Origin of the sequence: Kitasatospora sp. NPDC057738 (assembly GCF_042798815.1) — a bacterium.
In the GTDB taxonomy this organism is placed as follows: domain Bacteria; phylum Actinomycetota; class Actinomycetes; order Streptomycetales; family Streptomycetaceae; genus Kitasatospora; species Kitasatospora lactacystinica.
The window spans coordinates 122,994-147,562 of record NZ_JBHVJT010000008.1 but is presented as its reverse complement, the minus strand read 5'-3'; the positions used below and the strand labels follow the sequence as shown (position 1 = coordinate 147,562).

Here is a 24,569-nt window from a genome sequence, read left to right as displayed (position 1 = left end):
GGGAGGGGGGGGGGGGGAGGGGGAGGGGGGGTGGGGGGAGGGGGGGGGTGAGGGGTGGGGGACAGGGGGTCGGGGGGTCGGAGGGGGGGGGAAGGGGGGCGGGGGTGCGCGGAAGGAGAGGAGGCCTGGCCCCGTCGCCGTGTCCGGGCCGGGTTCAGCCGCCGAGCTGGATGCCGGCCATCCGCTTCCACTCGTACGCGCCGGTCTTCACCTTGAGGCCCAGCTCGCCCTCGAAGTCCTCGTGCAGGGTCAGCCCGGCCAGCTCCGCGGCCCGGCGGCCGACGGCGTAGCTGGGGGCCACCTGGTCGCCCCAGGCGCCGTCCGCGCCCACCACGACGATCCGGGTGGCCACGGAGCCGACGTACTCGACGACCGCGTCGGCGCTGCCGCCGTGCTGCCGGGCGAAGCTGGTCAGGTGCTTGGCGATGCGCTTGGCACGGCGCTCGGTACGGGCGTCCGGCGCGGTGGCGGTCTCAACGCTGCTCATGCCCGCATGCTACCCACCGGTAGCGCCGCTGGCGACGGGAGCACCCTGTGCACCGGGCCACATACTGGAGGAGTGACCTTCTCCGGCTGGCCGGCCGAGGCGCTCGACTTCTACGAGCACCTGGAAGCCGACAACTCCAAGACCTTCTGGCAGGCCCACAAGGACGTCTACGACGGCGTCGTCCGGGCCCCGATGGAGCTGCTGCTCGCCGAACTGGAGCCGGAGTTCGGGCCGGGGAAGATCTTCCGGCCCAACCGCGACGTCCGGTTCAGCGCCGACAAGTCCCCGTACAAGACCCACATCGGCGCCCATCTGGAGAGCGGCGGCTACATCCAGCTCTCCGCCGACGGGCTGGCCTGCGGCAACGGCTTCTACCAGCTCGCCCCGGACCAGCTGGAGCGCTACCGCGCCGCCGTCGCGGAGGACGTCACCGGCGCGGAGCTGGAGCGGGTGATCGCCCGGGTGGAGCAGCAGGGCCCGCTGGTGGTGGGCCGGGACTCCCTCAAGTCGGCCCCGCGCGGCTACCCCAAGGACCACCCCAGGATCGGGCTGCTGCGCCACAAGGGCCTGGTGGCCTGGCAGGAGTGGGAGCCCGCGAAGTGGCTGGGCACCCGCGCCGCCCACACCCGGATCACCGGCTTCCTGCACGCCTCCCAGCCGCTGCGGGACTGGCTGGACGACCACGTCGGCCCGTCCGGACTCCCCGGACGCTGACACCCCCGGAACGCGGGAGAGCCCCGGTCCACCGGACCGGGGCTCTCCCGACGAATCCCTGCTTCGCGAACGGATCCCTACTTGACGAACGGGTCGATCGCGCAGACCACCATCAGCAGCGACAGGTAGGTGATCGACCAGTGGAACAGCCGCATCTCCTTGAGCTTGGCGCCCACGATGCCGGCCTTGGCCCGCCCGTACAGCGCGTGCGCCTCGCGCAGCCAGGCCGCGCCCAGCAGCACCGCGGCGACCGGGTACAGCCAGCTCATGTGTCCCAGCGGCCAGAGCGCCAGCGAGACCGCCACCATCACCCAGGAGTAGATGACGACCTGCTTGCCGACCGCCACGTTGCCCTTGATCACCGGCAGCATCGGCACGCCGGCCCGCGCGTAGTCGTCGCGGACCTTCATCGACAGCACCCAGGTGTGCGGCGGCGTCCAGAAGAACACCACCAGGAACAGCATCACCGCGGCCCAGGACATCGAGTTGGTCACCGAGGACCAGCCGACCAGCACCGGCATGCAGCCTGCGATGCCGCCCCAGACGATGTTCTGCGAGGTGCGCCGCTTGAGACCCAGCGTGTAGACGAACACGTAGAACAGCAGCGCGCCCAGCGCCAGCCCGGCCGACAGCCAGTTGACCCCGAAGCCCAGCAGCAGGGTCGAGACGACCGCGAGCACGACGCCGAACACCAGCGCCTCGCGCGGCGACACCATCCCGGTGACGATCGGCCGCCGCTCGGTGCGCGACATGATCGCGTCGATGTCCCGGTCGATGTACATGTTGAGGGCGTTGGCGCCGCCGGCCGAGAGGTAGCCGCCGATGACGACCTTCAGCACCAGCAGCATGTTCGGCACGCCCTGTTGAGCCAGGAACATCACCGGCACGGTGCTCATCAGCAGCAGCTCGATGATCCGCGGCTTGGTCAGTGCGACGAACGCGCCGACACGGGCCCCGAACGGCCGGTGCGCAGGAGTCGCCCCGGTGACCCCGGCGGGACGGGTTTCGACGGCGGTCACTAACACCCCAACTGAAGATGAATCCTCGCAGGCGTCCACAGGAACGAAGGGTCCCGAATCGTCCGCTCTGCGCGTACCACGACACCATAGACGTTCCATATATCGCATCCGGCTCCGGGGTCCCCCGGCGAGGCGGAACGCACACCCCCGGGTGAACCGCCCGGGCGACGCCCCCGGAGGCCTCCGGGGAGGTCCGCTAGCCCGTCCTGACCACCGGAGCGGCGCGGAGCCGCGATTCGGGAGAGTCTGGGACAAATCCCTCCCGGCCTTCCCGGTGGGAATCTGCAGGGGGAATTGCCGGTTGTCCCAGCACGGAGGGTGAGCCCCGACCCGGACGGTAGGCTCGCACGCAGAAGCGGGATCTACCCTCCGTGACCGGCACCACCCAGCGTCGGGACCACAGCGCCGTGGCCGACCCGGTCCCCATTCACGGGGTCACTCTTCACAATGGAAGGAGCCCTGAGACAGGGTGAGCACTGCGCCGACGAACGCATTCGAGTGGACCGATCTGGACGAGCGCACGGTTGACACCGCGCGGGTCCTGGCCATGGACGCTGTCCAGAAGGTCGGCAACGGACATCCCGGGACGGCCATGTCGCTGGCCCCGGCCGCGTACCTGATCTTCCAGCGATTCCTGCGCCACGACCCGACGGACCCGTCCTGGGTCGGGCGCGACCGCTTCGTCCTCTCCCCCGGGCACACCAGCCTGACGCTCTACACCCAGCTGTACCTCTCGGGCTACGGCCTGGAGCTGGACGACCTCAAGGCCTTCCGGGTGGCCGGCAGCCGCACCCCGGGCCACCCCGAGCACGGCCACACCGCCGGCGTGGAGACCACCACCGGCCCGCTCGGCCAGGGCATCGCCAACGCGGTCGGCATGGCGATGGCCGCCCGCTACGAGCGCGGCCTGTTCGACCCGGAGACGGCGGCCGGGGAGTCCCCCTTCGACCACACCGTCTGGGCCATCGTCTCCGACGGCGACCTGGAGGAGGGCATCTCCGCCGAGGCCTCCTCGCTGGCCGGCCACCAGAAGCTGGGCAACCTGGTCGCGCTGTACGACGACAACCACATCTCGATCGAGGGCGACACCGAGACGGCGTTCTCCGAGGACGTCCTCAAGCGCTACGAGGCGTACGGCTGGCACGTGCAGCGCGTCACCCCGAAGGCCAACGGCGACATCGACGTCGAGGCCCTCGCCGGTGCGCTGGCCGCCGCCAAGGCCGAGACCGCCCGCCCGTCGATGATCGCGATGCGCACGATCATCGCCTGGCCGGCCCCGGACGCCCAGAACACCGCCAAGGCGCACGGCTCCGCGCTCGGCGCCGCCGAGATCGCCGCCACCAAGAAGGTCCTGGGCTTCGACCCGGAGAAGACCTTCGAGGTCAGCGACCAGGTCATCGAGCACGCCCGGCTGGTCATCAAGCGCGGCAAGGCCGCCCGCGACCAGTGGCAGCAGGGCTTCGACGCCTGGCGCGCCGCCGACGCGAACCGGGCCGCCGAGTTCGACCGCATCCAGGCCGGCGAGCTGCCCGAGGGCTGGAAGAAGGCCGTCCCGTCCTTCCCGGCCGGCAAGGACGTCGCCACCCGCAAGGCCTCCGGCGAGACCCTCAAGGCGCTCGGCGCGGTGATCCCGGAGCTGTGGGGCGGCTCGGCCGACCTCGCGGAGTCCAACCTCACCACCATCGACGAGGACAGCTCCTTCCTCCCCGAGGGCAACCCGCTGAAGTCGGCGAGCCCGTACGGCCGGACGATCCACTTCGGCATCCGCGAGCACGCCATGGGCTCGACCATGAACGGCATCGCCCTGCACGGCAGGACCCGCGTGTACGGCGGCACCTTCCTGGTCTTCGCCGACTACATGCGCCCGGCCGTCCGTCTGGCCGCGCTGATGAAGCTGCCGGTCACCTACGTCTGGACGCACGACTCGATCGGCCTCGGCGAGGACGGCCCGACCCACCAGCCGGTCGAGCACATGGCCTCGCTGCGCGCCATCCCGGGCCTGGCCATGGTCCGCCCGGCCGACGCCAACGAGACGGCCGTCGCCTGGCGCACCGTCATCGAGCGCCAGACCAGCCACCCCGGCCCGGTCGGCCTCGCGCTGACCCGCCAGAACGTCCCGACCTTCGACCGCGAGGTCTTCGCCTCCGCCGAGGGCACCGCCAAGGGCGCCTACGTGCTGGCCGAGGCCTCCACCGGCGACCCGCAGGTGATCCTGCTGGGCACCGGCTCCGAGGTCCAGCTGGCCGTCCAGGCCCGCGAGGTGCTGGAGGCCGAGGGCATCGCCACCCGCGTGGTCTCGGTCCCGTCCTTCGAGTGGTTCCAGGAGCAGGACCAGGCCTACCGCGACAGCGTGCTGCCGCCGTCGGTCAAGGCCCGCGTCTCGGTCGAGGCCGGCATCGCCCAGGGCTGGCGCGAGCTGGTCGGCGACCACGGCCGGATCGTCTCGCTGGAGCACTTCGGCGCCTCCGCCGACTACAAGGTGCTCTTCGAGGAGTTCGGCATCACCGCCGAGCGCGTGGTGGCCGAGGCCCACAACGCCCTGCGCTCCCTCGAGGCCGTCAACCGCTAGCGGCACCCGGGCCGGGGCCGCCGACCGCACATCGGCGCCCCGGCCCTTCGACCACCCCACGAAGCAGAAGAACAAAGGGACTGAAGCACCATGACTGACGCACTGAAGCGCCTCAGCGACGAAGGCGTTGCGATCTGGCTGGACGACCTCAGCCGCAAGCGGCTGAACTCCGGCAACCTGGCCGAACTGGTGCAGAACAAGCACGTGGTGGGCGTGACCACCAACCCGACCATCTTCCAGAAGGCCATCGCCGGCTCCGGGGACGACTCCTACGACGGCCAGCTGCGCGACCTCGCCGTCCGCAAGGTCACCACCGACGAGGCGATCCGCATGATCACCACCTCGGACGTGCGCGACGCGGCCGACGTGCTGCGCCCCGTCTACGACGCCTCCAACGGCCGCGACGGCCGGGTCTCCATCGAGGTCGACCCGCGCCTGGCGCACGAGACCGCCACCACCGTGGCCGAGGCCAAGCAGCTGTGGTGGCTGGTCGACCGCCCGAACGTCTTCATCAAGATCCCCGCCACCAAGGCCGGCCTGCCCGCGATCGCCGAGGTCATCGGCAGGGGCATCAGCGTCAACGTCACGCTGATCTTCTCGCTGGAGCGCTACAAGGCCGTCATCGACGCCTACCTGACCGGCCTGGAGGCCGCCAAGGCCAAGGGCCTGGACCTCTCCCAGATCGAGTCGGTCGCCTCCTTCTTCGTCTCCCGCGTGGACACCGAGATCGACAAGCGCCTGGACAAGATCGGCGGCGAGGCCAGGAACCTGCGCTCCAAGGCCGCGCTGGCCAACGCCCGCCTCGCCTACCAGGCGTACGAGGAGGTCTTCGGCAGCGTCGACGGCAAGACCGCCGGCAGCGCCCGCTGGAGCGCCCTGGAGGCCGCCGGCGCCAAGCCGCAGCGCCCGCTGTGGGCCTCGACCGGCGTCAAGGACCCGGCCCTGCCGGACACCCTGTACGTCACCGAGCTGGTCGCCCCCGGCACCGTCAACACGATGCCCGAGGCCACCCTGGAGGCCACCGGCGACCACGGCGTGGTCACCGGCAACACCATCGTCCCCAACTACGCCGACGCCAAGGCCGTGCTGGACGCGATCGCCGCGGCCGGCGTGGACTACGACGACGTCGTCCAGCTGCTGGAGGACGAGGGCGTCGAGAAGTTCGAGCAGTCCTGGAACGAGCTGCTCGACACCGTCACCGCCTCGCTCGCTTCCTTCGCCGACGAGAAGTGACCCCTGCTCACAGCCAGCGCACGAAAGCGGAGCCCATCAAGTGAGCACTGATTTCCCCGAGTTGACACCGGAATCGGACGCGGACGATCTCCCGCCCACCCCCGTCAACCCGCTTCGTGACCCCTCCGACCGACGGCTCCCGCGCATCGCGGGGCCGTCCGGTCTGGTCATCTTCGGGGTCACCGGCGACCTGTCCCGCAAGAAGCTGATGCCGGCCATCTACGACCTGGCCAACCGCGGTCTGCTTCCGCCGGGCTTCTCCCTCGTCGGCTTCGCCCGCCGCGAGTGGGACGACGAGGACTTCGCCAAGGAGGTCCACGACGCCGTCCGGGACCACGCCCGCACCCCGTTCCGGGAGGAGGTCTGGCAGCAGCTCGCCAAGGGCATGCGCTTCGTCCACGGGACCTTCGACGACGACGACGCCTTCGACAAGCTGCGCGAGACCATCGAGGAGCTGGACAAGGCCCAGGGCACCGGCGGCAACTTCGCCTTCTACCTGTCCGTCCCGCCGAAGTTCTTCCCCACCGTCGTCCAGCAGCTCAAGAAGCACGGCCTGGCCGACCCGCCCTCCTCGCCCGCCAACGGGCAGGAGGGGACCGGCAGGACCTCCTGGCGCCGCGCGGTCATCGAGAAGCCCTTCGGCCACGACCTGGAGAGCGCGCAGGAGCTCAACAAGGTCGTCCACGAGGTCTTCCCCCGGGACGAGGTCTTCCGGATCGACCACTACCTGGGCAAGGAGACGGTCCAGAACATCCTGGCGCTGCGCTTCGCCAACCAGATGTTCGAGCCGATCTGGAACCGGTCGTACGTCGACCACGTGCAGATCACCATGGCCGAGGACATCGGCATCGGCGGCCGGGCCGGCTACTACGACGGCATCGGCTCCGCCCGTGACGTGATCCAGAACCACCTGCTCCAGCTGATGGCGCTCACCGCCATCGAGGAGCCGGCGTCCTTCCACCCCAAGGCGCTGGTGGCCGAGAAGCTCAAGGTGCTCAGCGCCGTCAAGCTCCCGGCCGACCTCGGCCGGCACACCGTGCGCGGCCAGTACGCGTCCGGCTGGCAGGGCGGCGAGGAGGTCGTCGGCTACCTGGACGAGGACGGGATCGACCCGGACTCCAAGACCGACACCTACGCGGCCATCAAGCTGGAGATCAACAACCGCCGCTGGGCGGGCGTCCCGTTCTACCTGCGGACCGGCAAGCGCCTGGGCCGCCGGGTCACCGAGATCGCGGTCGTCTTCCAGCGCGCCCCGTACCTGCCGTTCGACTCCTACGCGACCGAGGAGCTGGGGCAGAACGCCCTGGTCATCCGGGTCCAGCCGGACGAGGGCGTCACCGTGCGGTTCGGCTCCAAGGTGCCGGGCACCTCCTTCGAGGTCCGGGACGTGACGATGGACTTCGCCTACGGCGAGTCCTTCACCGAGTCCAGCCCGGAGGCGTACGAGCGGCTCATCCTCGACGTGCTGCTCGGCGACGCCAACCTGTTCCCGCGCCACCAGGAGGTCGAGCTCTCCTGGCAGATCCTCGACCCGATCGAGAAGTACTGGGACACCCACGGCAAGCCCGCCCAGTACGCGGCGGGGACCTGGGGCCCGGTCGAGGCGGACGAGATGCTCGCACGAGACGGCAGGAGCTGGCGCCGGCCATGAAGATCGACCTCACCAACACGACGTCCAGCAAGATCAACGCCGCGCTGATGGAGGCGCGCCGGGCCCGCGGTTCCGGCGCCGCCGGCATGGTGCTCACCCTGGTGATAGTGACCGACGAGGGCAGCGCCTACGACGCCCTCAAGGCCGCCAACGACGCCTCCCGCGAGCACCCGATGCGCACCCTCGCGGTGATCAAGCGCGCCGGGCGCTCGCCCCGGGCCCGCGCCGAGACCCGGCTGGACGCCGAGATCCTGGTCGGCTCGGACGCCGGCTCCGGCGAGACGGTCGTCCTGCGGATGCACGGCGAACTCGCCGCGCACGCCCAGTCGGTGGTCCTGCCGCTGCTGCTGCCGGACGCCCCGACCGTCGTCTGGTGGCCGGACAACGCGCCGCTGCACCCGGCGCAGGACCCGCTGGGCTCGATCGCCCAGCGCCGGATCACCGACGCCGTCACCGCCGAGTCCCCGGTCGGCCAGCTCGCCCAGCGCGCGCAGAGCTACACCCCGGGCGACACCGACCTGGCCTGGACCCGGGTCACCGGCTGGCGCTCGATGCTGGCCGCCGCGCTGGACCAGCGGCCGTCCACGATCGTCTCCGCGGTGGTCGAGGGCGAGTCCTACAACCCCAGCGTCGAGCTGCTCGGCCTCTGGCTGACCAACCGGCTGCACGTGCCGGTCGAGCGGGTCGTCACCAACGGCCCCGGCATCACCGCGGTGCACCTGCGCACCAAGGACGGGGACATCACGCTGGACCGCCCGGACGGCCTGCTGGGCACGCTCTCCATGCCCGGCTCGCCGGACCGCCAGGTGGCGCTCAAGCGGCGCGAGACCTCGGAGCTGATCGCCGAGGAGCTGCGCCGCCTGGATCCGGACGACATCTACGCGACGGCCGTGCGCACGCCCGTCGACCAGCTGCACGAGCCGGCCAACGCCGAGACCGCGGCGGCGGAGCGGGTCGCCCGGGAGGTCGCCGAGGACGCCGTCGAGGAGGCCGCCGAGGCCGCCGTGGCCAACCCGGACCGGGTGACCGCCGGGACGGCGGACCGGAAGCCCGCCCGGAAGGCCGCCGGCAAGCGCGCCACCAAGGAAGGCGCATGACCAACGCGACCCCCCAGCTCGTCGTCCACCGGGACAAGGAGCTGATGGCCCAGGCGGCCGCGGCCCGGCTGATCACCCGGATCGTGGACGCCCAGGCCGCCCGCGGCAGCGCCTCGGTGGTGCTCACCGGCGGCCGCAACGGCAACGCCCTGCTGGCCGCGATCGCCGCCTCCCCGGCGCGCGACGCGGTCGACTGGGGCCGGCTGGACCTCTGGTGGGGCGACGAGCGCTTCCTGCCCGCCGCCGACCCGGAGCGCAACGCCGTCCAGGCGCGCGCCGAACTGCTGGACGCCGTCCCGCTCGACCCGGCGCGGGTGCACGAGATGCCCGCCTCGGACGGGGTGGACGGCTCGGACGTGGAGGCCGCCGCCGCCCGCTACGCCGAGGAGTTGGCGAAGGCGGCCGGCCCGGGCGACCGGCTCGGCGTCCCGGCCTTCGACGTGCTGCTGCTCGGCGTCGGCCCGGACACCCACGTCGCCTCGCTCTTCCCCGAGCACCCGGGCGTGCGGGAGACCGAGCTGACCGTGGTCGGCGTGCGCGGGGCCCCCAAGCCCCCGCCGACCCGGGTCTCGCTCACCCTCCCGGCGATCCGCACCGCCCGCGAGGTCTGGCTGCTGGCCGCCGGGGAGGACAAGGCGGGCGCGGTCGCGCTGGCGCTGTCCGGCCCGGGCGAGCTCCAGGCGCCCGCCTCCGGCGCGTACGGCCGCGGCCGCACCCTGTGGCTGCTGGACCGCGCCGCCGCGGAGCGGATCCCGCCGCAGCTCTACCCGCCGGCCTCCGCGTAGCCGGCCCGGCGACGCCGAAGGGCGCCACCGTCACTCGACGGTGGCGCCCTTCGTGCTGTTTGCCGTTGCGTTCGGACCGTTGCGCCGGACTCAGATCTCGCCGCGGAGCTTCGCCAGCGCCTCGGCCAGGATCGCCTCGCCGTCGGCGTCGGTGCGCCGCTCACGGACGTAGGCGAGGTGGGTCTTGTAGGGCTCGTTGCGCGAGGGCGCCGGCGGGTTGTGCTGGTCCTGCCCCGCGGGGAAGCCGCAGCGCGGGCAGTCCCAGGTGTCCGGGATCGCCGCTTCGGCGGCGAAGCTGGGGCGGGTCTCGTGCTTGTTCGCGCACCAGAAGGAGATCCGGTTGCGCGGGGCGGACTCGCCGCGTTCCGCCTCGCCCATCGGGCCGGCCCCGACCCTGCTGCCACGGATGGCATTGCCACTTGCCACGGTCTGACTCCCTGCGTACTGGTGCGCCGACCCGCCGCGGTGCGCGTCGGTGGCGAAAGTCGTCCTAGTGTAAGCAGGAGTTAAGCATCCGCCACCATCGCCTCCGCACCCGACCGTCCCAGGATAGGCGCTCGGGCGACGGGGCGTCAGGGATACGTCAGACCGAGGTCTTCATCAGCAGGCCGAGGACGATGATGGACGCGAACCATCCCACGCCGACCACGATGGTGATGCGGTCCAGGTTGCGCTCGGCCACCGCCGAACCGCCGCCGGTGGACATCGCGCCACCGCCGAACATGTCCGACAGGCCGCCGCCCTTCCCCTTGTGCAGCAGCACCAGCAGGATCATCAGAAGACTGAAGATGATCAGGGCAATCGAGAACCCGAGAACCACGACGGGACCAACTCTCTCGTATCTTCGGCGAAGGGGCCGGGCCGCGTACGGCGGTCCGGCCCCAAAGCCTACGTTGCTGCGGCGGCGTTAGCCTACTGCCTGCTCACGGTAGCGCACGATCTTGACGAACTCGTCGGCGTCCAGCGAGGCACCGCCGACCAGGCCGCCGTCGATGTCGGGCTTGGCCATCAGACCGGCCGCGCTCGACGACTTCACCGAACCGCCGTACAGCACCCGGACCTTGCCGGCCAGCTCGGCGTCGTACAGCTCGGCGATCCGCTTGCGGATGGCGGCGCAGACCTCCTGCGCGTCCTCCGGGGTGGCCACCTCGCCGGTGCCGATCGCCCAGACCGGCTCGTAGGCGACCACGATCGACTCGGCCTGGTGGGCCGGGACGTCGGCCAGGCCGCCGTCCAGCTGGGCCAGGGTGTACTCGACGTGGGTGCCGGCCTTGCGGATCTCCAGCGGCTCGCCGACGCACAGGATCGGGGTGACCCCGGCCCGGTAGGCGGCCTTCACCTTGGCGTTGACGATCTCCTCGTTCTCGCCGTGGTACTGGCGGCGCTCGGAGTGGCCGATCACCGCGTAGGTGCACTGGAGCTTGGCCAGCATCGGGCCGGAGACCTCGCCGGTGTAGGCCCCGCCGTCGTGCTGCGAGATGTCCTGCGAGCCGTACTTGATCTTCAGCTTGTCGCCGAAGACCAGGGTCTGCACCGAGCGCAGGTCGGTGAACGGCACCAGGACGGCGACCTCGACGGCCTCGTAGTCCTTGTCGGCCAGCGCGAAGGCCAGCTTCTGGGTGTGCTGGATGGCCTCAAGGTGGTTGAGGTTCATCTTCCAGTTGCCCGCCATCAGCGGGAGACGGTCGGTCATGTGTGTCAGTCCTCCAGTGCGGCGAGACCGGGGAGGGTCTTGCCCTCCAGGTACTCGAGGCTGGCGCCGCCGCCGGTCGAAATGTGTCCAAAGGCGTTCTCGTCGAAGCCCAGGATGCGGACAGCCGCGGCGGAGTCGCCGCCGCCGACCACGGTGAACGCGTCGCTGTCGAGCAGGGCCTGCGCGACGGCCTTGGTGCCGTTCGCGTAGTCCGGGTGCTCGAAGACGCCCATCGGGCCGTTCCAGAACACCGTGCCCGCGTCGGCCAGCTTGGCCGCGTACAGCTCGCGGGTCTTCGGGCCGATGTCCAGGCCCTCCTGGTCGGCCGGGATGGCGTCGGCGTCGACGGTCGTCGGGTTCGCCGGGGCCTTGGTCTTGAGGTCCGGGAACTCGGCGGAGACCAGGACGTCCGTCGGCAGCACGAACTCGACGCCCCGCTGCTCGGCCCGGGCCAGGTACTCCAGGCAGACCGGGATCTGGTCCGCCTGCAGCAGCGAGATGCCGACCTCGTGGCCCTTGGCCTTGAGGAAGGTGTACGCCATGCCGCCGCCGATCAGGATCCGGTCGGCCTTCTCCAGCAGGTTGTCGATCACGCCGAGCTTGTCGGAGACCTTGGCGCCCCCGAGCACGACGACGTACGGGCGGGCGACGTCCTCGGTGAGCTTCTTCAGCACGCCGACCTCGGTGGCGATCAGGTCGCCGGCGGCGTGCGGCAGCAGCGCCGGCAGGTCGAACACCGAGGCGTGCTTGCGGTGCACGGCGCCGAAGCCGTCGCCCACGTACAGGTCGGCCAGCGCGGCCAGCTGCTCGGCGAAGGCCTTGCGCTCGGCGTCGTCCTTGCTGGTCTCGCCCGCGTTGAAGCGCAGGTTCTCCAGCAGCGCGACCTCGCCGTTCGCCAGCGCGGCGGCGGTGGCGGTGGCGCTGTCGCCGACGGTGTCGGTGGCGAAGGCGACGTCCTTGCCGAGGATCTCGCCGAGGCGCTCGGCCACCGGGGCGAGCGAGAACCGCGACTCCGGCTCGCCCTTGGGGCGGCCGAGGTGCGAGGCGACGACGACCTTCGCACCGGCCGCGGCCAGCTTGGCGATGGTCGGCGCGACGGCGCGGATGCGGCCGTCGTCGGTGATCGTGGCGCCGTCCAGCGGCACGTTCAGGTCGGCGCGCACGAAGACGCGCTTGCCTTCGACACCGGCTTCGATGAGCTCTTCGATGGTCTTCACGGGGATTCGGTTTCTCCTGGGGAGATGGTTGATGCGCAGAGGCGGCACGGCGCAGGGGCCGCCTGAGAAGTCCTTGAGCGCGGAACGAGGGCCCGGTCGGCACCGTACGCCGTCCGGGCCCTCGCCCCTACATCACGTCAGCTCCCGCAACGTCAGAGCTGCCCGCCGACGAGGGCGACCAGGTCGACGACGCGGTTCGAGTAGCCCCACTCGTTGTCGTACCAGCCGAGCACCTTGACCTGGTTGCCCTGGACCATGGTGAGCTGGCTGTCGAAGATGCACGAGGCCGGGTCGTTCACGATGTCCGAGGAGACGATCGGGTCCTCGGTGTAGGCCAGGATGCCCTTGAGCGGGCCCTCCTGCGCGGCCTTCTGGAAGGCGGCGTTGACCTCGTCCTTGGTGACCTCGCGCTCCAGGGTGACGACCAGGTCGGTGATGGAGCCGGTCGGGACCGGGACGCGCAGCGAGGTGCCGTCCAGCTTGCCCTTCAGCTCCGGCAGGACCAGGGCGGTCGCCTTGGCGGCGCCGGTCGAGGTCGGGATGATGTTCTGCGAGGCCGCACGAGCACGGCGCAGGTCCTTGTGCGGGAAGTCCAGGGTCACCTGGTCGTTGGTGAACGCGTGGACGGTGGTCATCAGACCCTTGACGATGCCGAAGCTCTCGTTCAGCACCTTCGCCATCGGCGCCACACAGTTGGTGGTGCAGGAGGCGTTGGAGATGATGTGGTGGTTGGCGGCGTCGTACTTCTCGTCGTTGACACCCAGGACGATGGTGACGTCCTCGTCGGTGGCGGGCGCCGAGATGATGACCTTCTTCGCGCCGGCGGCGAGGTGCTTCTTCGCGGCCTCGGCCTTGGTGAAGATGCCGGTGGACTCGACGACGATGTCGGCGCCCAGGGCGGCCCACGGAAGGTTCGCGGGGTCACGCTCGGCGGTCACCTTGAAGGTGTGGCCGTCGACGGTGATGCTGTCCTCGGTGTGCGAGACCTCGGCCTGGAGGGTACCCAGGGTGGTGTCGTACTTGAGCAGGTGAGCCAGGGTCTTCGTGTCGGTGAGGTCGTTGACACCGACGATCTCGATGTCCGCGCCCTGGGCCTTGACCGCGCGGAAGAAGTTGCGGCCGATGCGGCCGAAGCCGTTGATGCCTACCCGGATCGTCACGAACCGATCTCCTCGTTAGGTACGCCGGGCGCGAGGCCCGGCGGGATGAGATTTGGGAAGTCCCCGACCGCCTATGACCCTACCCCTCCGGGGCCTGGGACGGCACATCGCGCCGCCTGGTGAGACCGGGCGTGGCGTGCCCCAAACCCCATTTCAGGCCGTCCGGCCCAGGCCTGCCGGGCAGTTGGCCCCAGGTCAGTGGTCTCTACCAATTCGGGAGTGTCGCGGCTGTCCGGAAACGACCGCGGCCGGCGCCCGGAAGTCCGGGCACCGGCCTGTCGTGATCACGGAGCGTGAGCGTGGGCGTCAGCTCATCGCCATCTCGGTCAGTTCATCGCCATCTCGTCGGTGAGGCTGGCCTCGGTGCTCGGCAGGCCGAGCTCGGAGGCCCGCTTGTCGGCCATCGCCAGCAGGCGGCGGATCCGCCCGGCCACCGCGTCCTTGGTCAGCGGCGGGTCGGCGAGCGCGCCCAGCTCCTCCAGCGAGGCCTGCTTGTGCTGCATCCGCAGCTGGCCGGCCGCGGCCAGGTGCTCGGGCACCTCGTCGCCGAGGATCTCCAGCGCGCGGGCCACCCGGGCGCCGGCCGCCACCGCGGCGCGGGCCGAGCGGCGCAGGTTGGCGTCGTCGAAGTTGGCCAGCCGGTTGGCGGTGGCGCGCACCTCGCGCCGCATCCGGCGCTCCTCCCAGGCGAGCACCGACTCGTGCGCGCCGAGCCGGGTCAGCAGGGCGCCGATCGCGTCGCCGTCGCGGATCACCACCCGGTCGACGCCGCGCACCTCGCGGGCCTTGGCCGGGATGCCGAGCCGGCGGGCGGCGCCGACCAGGGCGAGGGCGGCCTCCGAGCCGGGGCAGGTGATCTCCAGCGAGGAGGAGCGGCCCGGCTCGGTGAGCGAGCCGTGCGCCAGGAAGGCCCCGCGCCAGGCCGCCTCGGCATCGCAGGTGGCCCCGGAGACGACCGCCGGGGGCAGGCCCCGGATCGGACGGCCGCGGCCGTCCACGAGCCCGGTCTGGCGCGCCAGCAGCTCGCCGTCCTTGACCACCCGGACCACGAAGCGGCTGCCCCGGCGCAGTCCGCCGGGGGCCATCACCACCAGGTCCGAGGAGTGCCCGAAGATCTCCAGCAGGTCCTTGCGCAGCCGCCGTGCCGCCGCTCCGGTGTCCAGCTCCGCCTCGATCACGATGCGGCCGCTCACGATGTGCAGCCCGCCCGCGAACCGCAGGATCGCCGACACCTCCGCCTTGCGACAGCAGGCCCGGGTGACCGGGAGCCGGCTGATCTCGTCCTTCACCGCTGGAGTCATCGCCATGGCCCGATCCTTCCATGTGTCCGGAAAATCCGGTCGTACGCTGCCGCCAACAGCTCGGGGTCGTGTCGCGGCGTCCCGTCGGCGCGGGCCACCGAGCCGAGCACCAGAGCCGCTCCCATCCGTTCGGCGGCCTTCTCCAGTCCGTCCAGGTCGGCCTGGCCGAAGGCCCCGCCGGTGACGGCGCGCTCGTCCACCAGGATCGCATCCACGGCGAGGTCCGGAGCGTGGTCGGCGATGACCTCCAGGTGGCGCTGCGGCGTGAAGCCCTCGGTCTCCCCCGGCTGGGGGGCCAGGTTCAGGGTGAGCAGGCGGCGGGCGCGGGTCTCGGTGAGCGCCGCGGCCAGCTCGGGCACCAGCAGGTGCGGCAGCACGCTGGTGAACCAGGAGCCGGGGCCGAGCACCACCCAGTCCGCCTCCCGGACGGCGGTGACCGCCTCCGGGACGGCGGGCGGCTCGTCCGGCAGCAGCCGGATCGACTGCACGGTGCCCGGGGTCACCGCGACGTCGGCCTGGCCGCGCACGGCCGTGACCTCGCCGGGGCGCGCCGGGTCGTGGCCGCGGACGGTCGCCTCGATGTCCAGCGGCACCGCCGACATCGGCAGCACCCGGCCCTGCACGTTGAGCAGCCGGCCGACCCAGTCCAGGGCCGCCACCGGGTCGCCCAGCTTCTCCCAGAGCGCGACGATCAGCAGGTTGCCCACCGCGTGGCCGCCGAGCTCGCCGTTGCCGGTGAAGCGCTGCTGGATCACCTCGGACCAGGTGCGGCCCCAGTCGTCGTCCCCGCACAGCGCGGCCAGCGCCTTGCGCAGGTCGCCCGGGGGCAGCACGCCCAGCTCCTCGCGCAGCCGGCCGCTGGAGCCGCCGTCGTCGGCGACGGTGACCACGGCGGTGAGGTCGCTGGTGAGCCGGCGCAGCGCCGACAGCGAGGCCGACAGGCCCTGCCCGCCGCCGAGCGCGGTGATCCTCGGGGCCGGATTGGCGCGGGCGGGACTGCTGCGCGGACGGCCCGGCGCCGTGGGCCGGGCCGGGCTGCCCGCCCGGTCACCGGTCCTGCTCTGCGGCTGTCGCCCGGGCACGTATCCCGCCACACTCACCTCGCGTTCCTCGGCCCGCCGACCGCTCCGCCGGCGGGCCCGGCAGGGAGGCGGCGGTTACTCCCGTCCCATGTCACGGTGGACGAGCACCGTCTCGACTCCGTCGGCGATGAGACGCTTGGTCAGACGCTCGGACATGGCGACGCTGCGGTGCTTGCCACCGGTGCAGCCTACGGCAAGCGTCATGTAGCGCTTCCCCTCGCGGCGGTATCCCTCGGTGATGATGCGCAGGAGCTGGGCGTAACCGTCCAGGAACTCGTTGGCTCCGGGCTGCTGGAAGACGTAGTCGGCGACGTCCGCGTCGGTGCCGGTGCGGGCCCGCAGTTCGGGCACCCAGTGCGGGTTGGGCAGGAAGCGGCAGTCCACCACGAGGTCGGCGTCGACCGGCAGGCCGTACTTGAATCCGAAGGACATCACGGTGGCGCGCAGCTCGGGCTCGTCGTGGTCGGCGAACTGGGCGTCCAGCTTGGCGCGCAGCTGGTGCACGTTGAGGTTGGAGGTGTCGATCACCAGGTCGGCCTCGCCGCGCAGGTCGCGCAGCAGGTCGCGCTCCTGGGCGATGCCGTCCACGATCCGGCCGTCGGCCTGCAGCGGGTGCGGGCGGCGGACGCTCTCGAAGCGGCGCACCAGCGCCTCGTCGGAGGAGTCCAGGAAGACGACCCGGAGCCGGACCCCGCGCTTCTCCAGCTCGTCCAGCGAGGTGAGCAGGTCGTCGAAGAACTGCCGGCCGCGGACGTCCACGACCACGCCGATCCTGGCGACGTTGCCCTGGGAGCGCGCGCCCAGGTCGACCATGGTCGGGATCAGGGCCGGCGGCAGGTTGTCCACCACGAACCAGCCGAGGTCCTCCAGGCACTTGGCCGCGGTGGAGCGGCCGGCTCCGGACATCCCGGAGATGATCACCAGCTCCGGCGCGTTCTCGGCCACGTCTGACACGGTCACTTCGGTTCCCCGCTCTCGGTCTTTCTGCTGGGGAGAACGCGTACGGCTCGGCCGCCCTTCCCCGGCCCGGGCAGGCGGGCGGGGCCGGGGCACACCGGCTGACGGGCGGCGTCGGCCGTCATGGCGTCTCCTGGGATGGTGCGGTCTGGGGTGCTGCTGCCACCGGCTCGGCGGCCTGCTCGGCCCCGTCCTCGATGATCTCGCCGGTCGCGGTGTTGACCGCGGGTGCGACGGGTGTACGGGACGACAACGCCTCCGCAACAGTCTGCGCGGTGCGGCGTCCGATGCCGGGTACCTCGCAGAGCTCGTCCACGGTGGCGGCCCGGAGCTTCTTCAGCGAGCCGAAGTGCTTGAGCAGCGCCCGGCGGCGAGTCTCGCCGAGGCCCGGGACGGAGTCCAGTTCCCCGGCGGTGAGTCGCTTGGAACGCTTGTTGCGCTGATAGCTGATCGCGAAGCGGTGCGCCTCGTCGCGGACCCGCTGGAGCAGGTAGAGGCCCTCGCTGGAGCGGGGCAGCACCACCGGGTCGTCCTCGCCGGGCAGCCAGACCTCCTCCAGGCGCTTGGCCAGGCCGCACAGCGCGACGTCGTCGATGCCGAGCTCGTCCAGGGCGCGCTTGGCGGCGGCGACCTGCGGCTGCCCGCCGTCGACGACCAGCAGCTGCGGCGGGTAGGCGAAGCGCTTGGGGCGGCCGTCCTCGTCCCGGGTGCCGCCGGTGCCGGTGTCCGGGTCGGTGCCGGTGTCGTCCTCCTCCGGGACGGCCCACTCGCCGGTCCGCTCGCGCTCCTGGAGGTAGCGGCGGAAGCGCCGGCCGATCACCTCGTGCATCGAGCGGACGTCGTCCTGGCCCTCGAAGCCCTTGATCTGGAAGCGCCGGTACTCGCTCTTGCGGGCCAGGCCGTCCTCGAAGACGACCATGGAGGCGACCACGTCCTCGCCCTGGAGGTGGGAGATGTCGTAGCACTCGATGCGCAGCGGGACGGAGTCCAGCTCCAGCGCGTCGGCGATCTCCTGGAGGGCGCGGCTGCGGGTGGTGAGGTCGGAGGCGCGCTTGGTCTTGTGCAGTGCCAGCGCCTGCTGGGCGTTGCGCTGCACGGTGGCCATCAGGTCCTTCTTGTCGCCGCGCTGGGGGACGCGCAGGTCGACCTGGCTGCCGCGCAGGCCGCTCAGCCACTCGCGGACCGGCTCCGCCGGGGCGGGCAGGGCGGGGACGAGCACCTCGCGGGGGACGGACTCGCCGCCGCCGTAGAGCTGCTGGAGGGCGTGCTCGACCAGGCCGGCGGTGTCGACGTCCTCGACCTTGTCGGTGACCCAGCCGCGCTGGCCGCGCACCCGGCCGCCGCGGACGTGGAAGATCTGCACGGCGGCTTCGAGCTCGTCCTCGGCGAGGGCCAGCAGGTCGGCGTCGGTGGCGTCGGCGAGCACGATGGCGTTCTTCTCCATCGCGCGCTTGAGGGCGCCGATGTCGTCCCGCAGCCGGGCCGCCTTCTCGTACTCCAGCTCCTCGGCGGCCTCCTGCATCTGTTCTTCCAGCCGGCGCAGGTAGTTGCCGGTGCGCCCGGCCATGAAGTCGCAGAAGTCCTCGGCCAGCGCGCGGTGTTCGTCCGCCGAGACCTTGCCGACGCAGGGCGCGGCGCACTTGCCGATGTAGCCGAGCAGGCAGGGCCGGCCGACCTGGCGGGCGCGCTTGAAGACGCCGTTGGAGCAGGTGCGGACGGGGAAGACGCGCAGCAGCAGGTCGACCGTCTCGCGGATCGCCCAGGCGTGCCCGTACGGGCCGAAGTAGCGCACGCCCTTCTTGTGCGCCCCGCGCATCACCTGGACCCGCGGGTACTCCTCGTCGAGGGTGACGGCGAGTTCCGGATAGCTCTTGTCGTCGCGGTACTTGACGTTGAACCGCGGGTCGAACTCCTTGATCCAGGAGTACTCCAGCTGGAGCGCCTCGACCTCGGTGCCGACCACGGTCCACTCCACCGAGGCGGCGGTGGTGACCATCGTCGCGGTGCGCGGGTGCAGACCGGCCAGGTCCTGGAAGTAGGACGACAGGCGCGGCCGCAGGCTCTTGGCCTTCCCGACGTAGATGACCCGGCCGTGGGCGTCGCGGAACCGGTAGACGCCGGGGGAGGTCGGGATCGCACCGGGCGCGGGGCGGTAGGTGCTCGGGTCAGCCATGGGTCCACCGTACCGAGTGGGGCCGGGGCCGCGGGGCGGAGATCGTCGGGGAGGACCGTGGTGGTCGGAAGGCGGTCAACTGGGTCAGCTCGGGGTCACCTTGAGGTTGCCGCCCTCGACCGTGACGGTGTAGGCGGGCAGCGGGGAGGGGGCCGGTCCGTCCTGCACGGAGCCGTCGGCGATGGCGAAGCGGCTGCCGTGGCAGGGGCACTGGATCTGGTTGTTCTTCACCTGGTCCACGAGGCAGCCGGCGTGGGTGCACCGGGCGTTGAACGCCTTGTACTGGCCGGCGGTGGGCTGGGTCACCACGATCTTCTGCTCGCGGTAGACCTTGCCGCCGCCCTCCGGCACGGCCGAGGCCGGGCCGAGGTCGACCGGGCCCTTGGGGGCGCTGTTGCCGGAGGAGGCGGAGGAGCTGCACCCGGTGACCGCCACGGTGCCGCCGGCCGCCAGGACGGCCGCGGCCCCGCAGAGCAGGGTGCGGCGGGAGGCGGTGGGGCTGGTCTCGGGGGCCTCGGACATCGGTGTGCTCCTACGGTTGCTGCTGCGGCGAGGGACCACGGAATTCTATGCCGCGCCACCCCGCCGCTCCCGGGCCGCCTGGGGTGCGGCGGCGGGGAGCGGCGGGGTGGCCGGACGGGACTACTTCTTCGCGGCGGCCGCGCGCTTGCGCGGCGCCCTCTTCGCCGGGGCGGCGACCGGGGCGTCCGTGAAGTCGGCCGGCAGGATGTCCCGCAGGAACTTGCCGGTGTGGCTCTCCGGGACGGCGGCGATCTGCTCCGGGGTGCCCTCGGCGACCACCGTGCCGCCGCCGGAGCCGCCCTCGGGGCCCATGTCGACGACCCAGTCGGCGGTCTTGATCACATCGAGGTTGTGCTCGATGACGATCACCGTGTTGCCCTTGTCCACCAGCCCGCTGAGCACCTTGATCAGCTTGCTGATGTCCTCGAAGTGCAGGCCGGTGGTGGGCTCGTCCAGCACGTAGACCGTCCGCCCGGTGGAGCGCTTCTGGAGCTCCGAGGCGAGCTTGACGCGCTGCGCCTCACCGCCGGAGAGGGTGGGCGCGGACTGGCCGAGCCGGACGTAGCCGAGGCCGACGTCGTTGAGCGTGCGCAGGTGCCGGGCGATCGCCGGGACGGCCTCGAAGAAGTCCAGGGCCTCCTCGATCGGCATGTCCAGCACCTCGGCGATGGACCTGCCCTTGTAGTGGACCTCCAGCGTCTCCCGGTTGTACCGGGCGCCGTGGCAGACCTCGCACGGCACGTAGACGTCCGGCAGGAAGTTCATCTCGATCTTGATGGTGCCGTCGCCCGAGCAGTTCTCGCAGCGGCCGCCCTTGACGTTGAAGGAGAACCGGCCGGGCAGGTAGCCGCGGACCTTGGCCTCCTGCGTCTCCGCGAAGAGCCGGCGGACGTGGTCGAACACGCCGGTGTAGGTGGCCGGGTTGGAGCGCGGGGTGCGGCCGATCGGCGACTGGTCGACGTGCACCACCTTGTCCACCTGGTCGGTGCCGGTGATCCGGGTGTGCCGGCCGGGCACGCTGCGGGCGCCGTTCAGCTCCCGCGCGAGGTGGGTGTACAGGATGTCGTTGACCAGCGTCGACTTGCCGGAGCCGGAGACGCCGGTGATCGCGGTGAAGGTGCCCAGCGGGAAGCCGACCGTGACGTCCTTGAGGTTGTGCTCGCGGGCGCCGTGGACGGTCAGCTGGCGCTTCTTGTCCCGCTCGCGGCGGGAGGCCGGGATCGGGATGGACCGCTTGCCGGAGAGGTACTGGCCGGTCAGCGACTCCTTGTTGGTGAGCAGCTGCTTCAGCGAACCGGAGTGCACCACCTTGCCGCCGTGCTCGCCGGCGCCCGGGCCGATGTCGACCACCCAGTCCGCGGTCTTGATGGTGTCCTCGTCGTGCTCGACGACGATCAGGGTGTTGCCGATGTCGCGCAGCCGCACCAGCGTCTCGATCAGCCGGTGGTTGTCCCGCTGGTGCAGGCCGATGGACGGCTCGTCCAGCACGTACAGCACGCCGACCAGGCCGGAGCCGATCTGGGTGGCCAGCCGGATGCGCTGGGCCTCGCCGCCGGACAGGGTGCCGGCCGCGCGGTCGAGCGAGAGGTAGTCCAGGCCGACGTCGACCAGGAAGCGCAGCCGCTCGTTGACCTCCTTGAGGACCCGCTCGGCGATCTGCTTGTCCCGGGCGTTCAGCTTCATCGCGCCCAGGAACTCGGAGCAGTCGCTGATCGACATCGAGGAGACATCGGCGATCGACCTGCCCTCGACGGTGACCGCGAGCACCACCGGCTTGAGCCGGGTTCCCTGGCAGGTCGGGCAGGGCACCTCGCGCATGTAGCCCTCGAAGCGCTCGCGGCTGCTGTCGCTCTCCGCCTCGGTGTGCCGGCGCTGGATGAACGGGATCGCGCCCTCGAAGCCGGTGCTGTACGAGCGCTCCCGGCCGAAGCGGTTGCGGTAGCGGACCTCCACCTGGTGCTTGTGCCCGTACAGCAGCGCCTTCCTGGCCCGGGCGGGCAGCCCGGCCCAGGGGATGTCGGTGCGGAAGCCGAGCTCCCCGGCGAGCGCGTCGATCAGGCGCTGGAAGTACTCCTTGGCGTGCCCGGCCGACCACGGGTGGATCGCGCCCTCGTCCAGCGAGCGCTCGACGTCGGGCACGACCAGCTCCGGGTCGACCTCCATCCGGTTGCCCAGGCCCGAGCAGTCCGGGCAGGCGCCGAACGGCGAGTTGAAGGAGAACGAGCGCGGCTCCAGCTCCTCGAACGACACGTCGTCGTACGGGCAGTAGAGGTGCTCGGAGTACATCCGCTCGCGCTCCGGGTCGTCCTCGGGGAGGTCGACGAAGTCGAGCACGACCATGCCGCCGGACAGGCGCAGGGCCGTCTCCACCGAGTCGGTGAGCCGCCGCTTGGCGCTGTCCTTGACGGTCAGGCGGTCGATCACCACCTCGATGGTGTGCTTCTCCTGCTTCTTGAGCTTCGGCGGCTCGGCGAGCTGGATCGTCCCGCCGTCGACGCGGGCGCGGGAGTAGCCCTTGGACTGGAGGTCGGCGAAGAGGTCGACGAACTCGCCCTTGCGCTCGCGCACCACCGGGCTCAGCACCTGGAAGCGGGTGCCCTCGGCGAGCTCCAGCACCTTGTCCACGATCGCCTGCGGCGACTGCTTGGCGATCGGCCGGCCGCAGTGCGGACAGTGCGGCTTGCCGATCCGGGCGAACAGCAGGCGCAGGTAGTCGTAGACCTCGGTGATGGTGCCGACGGTCGAACGGGGGTTGCGGTTGGTGGACTTCTGGTCGATCGAGACGGCCGGGGAGAGGCCCTCGATGAAGTCCACGTCGGGCTTGTCCATCTGCCCGAGGAACTGGCGGGCGTAGGAGGACAGCGACTCGACGTAGCGGCGCTGGCCCTCGGCGAAGATCGTGTCGAAGGCGAGCGAGGACTTGCCGGAGCCGGAGAGGCCCGTGAAGACGATGAGGGAGTCGCGGGGCAGGTCGAGCGAGACGTTCTTGAGGTTGTGCTCGCGAGCACCGCGGACGATGAGGCGGTCGGCCACTGCTTCTGGCGCCTTTCTCCGGGGCGAGAGGGCTTGCGGTGAGTATCTGTACTTCTTCCAGGATGCGGCAGCCAGCCTATAGCTCAGACGTTCGAATATCGACTCTGTCCAGCGGAGACCACCCGAACGAGTGAGGGCCACCCCGGGGCCGTCCGTACCCGCACGGCGCGCATAGCCGAAAACCCCCTGCTCAGAGCCCGGATCCGGCGGTAGCGTCACCTGGTCAACGAGCGAAGCCCCCGCGGGCAACGCACCCTCTCGTCACAGAAGGCGGATTCGATGACCGACCCACAGCCGACCGACCCGCACACCGCCGCCGCGGCCGCCGCCCGGCACCTGGCCGGGGTCGAGGAGAGCACCCGGCACCTGCTGCACACCGCGGCCGAGCTGAAGCCCGAGGCCCTCGCCGAGCCCTCCGCGCTGCCCGGCTGGACCCGCGGCCACGTGCTGGCCCACCTCGCCCGCAACGCCGACTCCCTGGTCAACCTGCTGACCGGCGCCCGCACCGGCACCGACGTCCCCCAGTACGCCAGCAACGAGGCCCGCGACCAGGAGATCGAGCGCGACGCGCCGCGCCCGCTGGAGGTCCAGCTCGCCGACCTGCGGGAGTCCCACGAGCGCTTCCTGGCCGCCGCCGCGCTGATGGACCCCGAGGCCTGGGCCGTCGGGGTCAGGCACCGCTCCGGCTACGTCTTCCCGGCCTTCGACATCCCGGGCAAGCGCGTGGTGGAGCTGGAGTTCCACCACGTCGACCTGGACGGCGGCTACACCCCGGCGCACTGGCCGCAGGAGTTCGCGGTCACCCGGTTCCGCGGGCTCGCCGAGGGGCTGGCCGGGGAGGCCGGCCTGCCCGCCGTGGAGCTGGTCGCCGACGACACCGAGGACCGCGCCGTGATCGGCACCGGCACCCCGGCCCTGACCGTCGAGGGCCCGGTCCGCGCGCTGACCGCGTGGCTCTCCGGCCGTTCCGCCGGCGACGGCCTGCGCCACACCCCCGGCACCACCCTCCCCCGGCTTCCCCCGATGGGCTGACGGCGCGAGGATGATCCCAGGATCCACTGGAGAGGGAGCGAACGGATGACGTACCACGGAGCGGTCAAGGTCGGCGGAGCGCCGGACGTGCGGGAGCTGGCCCACCTGATCATCACCAAGGTCGCCGTCGGCCCGTACGACAACAACGCCTACCTGCTGCGCTGCCGGGCCACCGACGAACAGCTCCTGATCGACGCGGCCGCCGACGCGCCGGTGCTGCTGGAGACCGTCGGGGACGACCTCGAAACGGTGGTCACCACCCACCGGCACCACGACCACTGGGGCGCGCTGGCCGAGGTGGTCGCCACCACCGGAGCCCGGACGGCCGCCGGCGAGCACGACGCCGAGGGCATCGACGTCCCCACCGAGCTGCTGCTCGCGGACGGTGCCGGGCTGCGGGTCGGCGAGGTCGAGCTCACCGTCCGCCACCTGGTCGGCCACACCCCCGGCGCGATCGTGCTGGTCTACGACGACCCCCAGGGCCACCCGCACGTCTTCACCGGCGACTGCCTCTTCCCCGGCGGCGTGGGCAACACCTGGGGCGACCCGGAGGCCTTCCGGACGCTCTACCGCGACGTCACCGAGAAGATCTTCGACGTCCTCCCCGACGAGTCCTGGGTCTACCCCGGCCACGGCAACGACACCACCCTGGGGGCCGAGCGCCCGCACCTCGACGAGTGGCGCGAGCGCGGCTGGTAGCCCCGCCCCCGCCGAACGGCCGAGGCCCCCCCAAACCAAAAAGAAGGGCGGGGGGCCCTGGGGGTGGCCCCCCCCCGCCCCCCGCTCCCCCCCATCTCGGTGCTCTTCGGTTTCACCTCCAGCCCCCCACTCTCTCCCTCCCCCC

At 71.7% G+C, this 24,569-nt stretch carries 21 protein-coding genes; 8 read left to right on the top strand and 13 right to left on the bottom strand.

Going from position 1 to position 24,569, the window contains the following annotated elements:
* Positions 1-154: 154 nt before the first annotated feature.
* On the bottom strand, positions 155-487 hold the full coding sequence (locus ACFVGO_RS06850) for a hypothetical protein (RefSeq protein ID WP_359912949.1): 333 nt from the start codon (positions 485-487) through the stop codon (positions 155-157).
* A 72-nt stretch (positions 488-559) separates the two neighbouring features.
* Here ACFVGO_RS06850 and ACFVGO_RS06845 point away from each other — a divergent pair, with 72 nt between their 5' ends.
* Positions 560-1,201, top strand: coding sequence for a DUF2461 domain-containing protein (locus ACFVGO_RS06845; protein ID WP_359912946.1), 642 nt, complete (start codon positions 560-562; stop codon positions 1,199-1,201).
* A gap of 77 nt (positions 1,202-1,278) precedes the next feature.
* On the opposite strand, the gene ACFVGO_RS06840 is transcribed toward ACFVGO_RS06845, so the two are convergent.
* On the bottom strand, positions 1,279-2,226 hold the full coding sequence (locus ACFVGO_RS06840) for a heme o synthase (RefSeq protein WP_359912943.1): 948 nt from the start codon (positions 2,224-2,226) through the stop codon (positions 1,279-1,281).
* A gap of 463 nt (positions 2,227-2,689) precedes the next feature.
* On the opposite strand from ACFVGO_RS06840, the gene tkt reads away from it, so the two are divergent.
* From tkt to pgl, 5 genes are all read left to right on the top strand, one after another.
* On the top strand, positions 2,690-4,789 hold the full coding sequence (gene tkt, locus ACFVGO_RS06835) for a transketolase (RefSeq protein WP_359912940.1): 2,100 nt from the start codon (positions 2,690-2,692) through the stop codon (positions 4,787-4,789).
* Positions 4,790-4,879: 90 nt separating this feature from the next.
* Positions 4,880-6,022, top strand: a complete 1,143-nt coding sequence (gene tal, locus ACFVGO_RS06830; RefSeq protein ID WP_359912937.1) for a transaldolase — start codon at positions 4,880-4,882, stop codon at positions 6,020-6,022.
* 61 nt (positions 6,023-6,083) lie between these two features.
* Positions 6,084-7,673: a glucose-6-phosphate dehydrogenase gene (zwf, locus tag ACFVGO_RS06825; protein WP_359912954.1), complete on the top strand. Its 1,590-nt coding sequence runs from the start codon at positions 6,084-6,086 to the stop codon at positions 7,671-7,673.
* The gene (gene opcA, locus ACFVGO_RS06820; RefSeq protein WP_359912934.1) at positions 7,670-8,770 is read left to right on the top strand and encodes a glucose-6-phosphate dehydrogenase assembly protein OpcA; all 1,101 of its coding nucleotides are present in this window, start codon (positions 7,670-7,672) and stop codon (positions 8,768-8,770) included. Before zwf ends, opcA begins: the two co-directional genes overlap by 4 nt.
* Positions 8,767-9,555 (top strand): 6-phosphogluconolactonase, encoded by a 789-nt coding sequence (gene pgl / locus ACFVGO_RS06815; RefSeq protein WP_359912931.1) that lies wholly within the window; start codon positions 8,767-8,769, stop codon positions 9,553-9,555. Before opcA ends, pgl begins: the two co-directional genes overlap by 4 nt.
* Before the next feature lie 90 nt (positions 9,556-9,645).
* On the opposite strand, the gene ACFVGO_RS06810 is transcribed toward pgl, so the two are convergent.
* The 11 genes from ACFVGO_RS06810 to uvrA form a co-directional block, all read right to left on the bottom strand.
* Positions 9,646-9,933 carry an RNA polymerase-binding protein RbpA gene (locus ACFVGO_RS06810; RefSeq protein WP_030238413.1) on the bottom strand — a complete coding sequence of 96 codons (288 nt, stop codon included), beginning with the start codon at positions 9,931-9,933 and terminating at the stop codon, positions 9,646-9,648.
* Positions 9,934-10,138: 205 nt separating this feature from the next.
* Entirely contained in the window at positions 10,139-10,375 is a 237-nt protein-coding gene (gene secG / locus ACFVGO_RS06805; RefSeq protein ID WP_359817184.1) for a preprotein translocase subunit SecG, read from the bottom strand.
* A gap of 87 nt (positions 10,376-10,462) precedes the next feature.
* Positions 10,463-11,248, bottom strand: a complete 786-nt coding sequence (tpiA, locus tag ACFVGO_RS06800; RefSeq protein WP_359912928.1) for a triose-phosphate isomerase — start codon at positions 11,246-11,248, stop codon at positions 10,463-10,465.
* 5 nt (positions 11,249-11,253) lie between these two features.
* A complete protein-coding gene (locus tag ACFVGO_RS06795) occupies positions 11,254-12,465 on the bottom strand; it encodes a phosphoglycerate kinase (protein ID WP_359912925.1) in 1,212 nt (403 codons plus the stop codon).
* 152 nt (positions 12,466-12,617) lie between these two features.
* Positions 12,618-13,625: a type I glyceraldehyde-3-phosphate dehydrogenase gene (gap, locus tag ACFVGO_RS06790; RefSeq protein WP_359912922.1), complete on the bottom strand. Its 1,008-nt coding sequence runs from the start codon at positions 13,623-13,625 to the stop codon at positions 12,618-12,620.
* A gap of 326 nt (positions 13,626-13,951) precedes the next feature.
* A complete protein-coding gene (whiA, locus tag ACFVGO_RS06785; protein ID WP_049649611.1) occupies positions 13,952-14,932 on the bottom strand; it encodes a DNA-binding protein WhiA in 981 nt (326 codons plus the stop codon).
* Complete coding sequence (yvcK, locus tag ACFVGO_RS06780) at positions 14,923-16,020, bottom strand: uridine diphosphate-N-acetylglucosamine-binding protein YvcK (protein ID WP_380357305.1); 1,098 nt, start codon at positions 16,018-16,020, stop codon at positions 14,923-14,925. The genes whiA and yvcK overlap by 10 nt, the downstream gene beginning before the upstream one ends.
* A gap of 63 nt (positions 16,021-16,083) precedes the next feature.
* A complete protein-coding gene (gene rapZ / locus ACFVGO_RS06775) occupies positions 16,084-16,968 on the bottom strand; it encodes an RNase adapter RapZ (RefSeq protein ID WP_359912919.1) in 885 nt (294 codons plus the stop codon).
* A gap of 118 nt (positions 16,969-17,086) precedes the next feature.
* On the bottom strand, positions 17,087-19,138 hold the full coding sequence (uvrC, locus tag ACFVGO_RS06770) for an excinuclease ABC subunit UvrC (protein ID WP_380630989.1): 2,052 nt from the start codon (positions 19,136-19,138) through the stop codon (positions 17,087-17,089).
* A gap of 84 nt (positions 19,139-19,222) precedes the next feature.
* Positions 19,223-19,660, bottom strand: a complete 438-nt coding sequence (locus ACFVGO_RS06765) for a Rieske (2Fe-2S) protein (RefSeq protein ID WP_380357294.1) — start codon at positions 19,658-19,660, stop codon at positions 19,223-19,225.
* A 120-nt stretch (positions 19,661-19,780) separates the two neighbouring features.
* On the bottom strand, positions 19,781-22,693 hold the full coding sequence (gene uvrA, locus ACFVGO_RS06760; RefSeq protein WP_359912911.1) for an excinuclease ABC subunit UvrA: 2,913 nt from the start codon (positions 22,691-22,693) through the stop codon (positions 19,781-19,783).
* Positions 22,694-22,972: 279 nt separating this feature from the next.
* Here uvrA and ACFVGO_RS06755 point away from each other — a divergent pair, with 279 nt between their 5' ends.
* Together ACFVGO_RS06755 and ACFVGO_RS06750 are read left to right on the top strand one after the other, a co-directional pair.
* Positions 22,973-23,725, top strand: a complete 753-nt coding sequence (locus ACFVGO_RS06755; protein WP_359912908.1) for a maleylpyruvate isomerase family mycothiol-dependent enzyme — start codon at positions 22,973-22,975, stop codon at positions 23,723-23,725.
* Positions 23,726-23,770: 45 nt separating this feature from the next.
* Positions 23,771-24,424: an MBL fold metallo-hydrolase gene (locus ACFVGO_RS06750; RefSeq protein ID WP_359912905.1), complete on the top strand. Its 654-nt coding sequence runs from the start codon at positions 23,771-23,773 to the stop codon at positions 24,422-24,424.
* The last annotated feature ends 145 nt before the right edge of the window (positions 24,425-24,569 follow it).

Bases quoted from the DNA above. Each gene is read 5' to 3' on its own strand.
- ACFVGO_RS06850 (WP_359912949.1), bottom strand. From the start codon at position 487: ATGAGCAGCGTTGAGACCGCCACCGCGCCGGACGCCCGTACCGAGCGC.
- tal (WP_359912937.1), top strand. From the start codon at position 4,880: ATGACTGACGCACTGAAGCGCCTCAGCGACGAAGGCGTTGCGATCTGG.
- opcA (WP_359912934.1), top strand. From the start codon at position 7,670: ATGAAGATCGACCTCACCAACACGACGTCCAGCAAGATCAACGCCGCG.
- pgl (WP_359912931.1), top strand. From the start codon at position 8,767: ATGACCAACGCGACCCCCCAGCTCGTCGTCCACCGGGACAAGGAGCTG.
- ACFVGO_RS06810 (WP_030238413.1), bottom strand. From the start codon at position 9,933: ATGGGCGAGGCGGAACGCGGCGAGTCCGCCCCGCGCAACCGGATCTCC.
- tpiA (WP_359912928.1), bottom strand. From the start codon at position 11,248: ATGACCGACCGTCTCCCGCTGATGGCGGGCAACTGGAAGATGAACCTC.
- whiA (WP_049649611.1), bottom strand. From the start codon at position 14,932: ATGGCGATGACTCCAGCGGTGAAGGACGAGATCAGCCGGCTCCCGGTC.
- uvrC (WP_380630989.1), bottom strand. From the start codon at position 19,138: ATGGCTGACCCGAGCACCTACCGCCCCGCGCCCGGTGCGATCCCGACC.
- ACFVGO_RS06765 (WP_380357294.1), bottom strand. From the start codon at position 19,660: ATGTCCGAGGCCCCCGAGACCAGCCCCACCGCCTCCCGCCGCACCCTG.
- ACFVGO_RS06755 (WP_359912908.1), top strand. From the start codon at position 22,973: ATGACCGACCCACAGCCGACCGACCCGCACACCGCCGCCGCGGCCGCC.
- ACFVGO_RS06750 (WP_359912905.1), top strand. From the start codon at position 23,771: ATGACGTACCACGGAGCGGTCAAGGTCGGCGGAGCGCCGGACGTGCGG.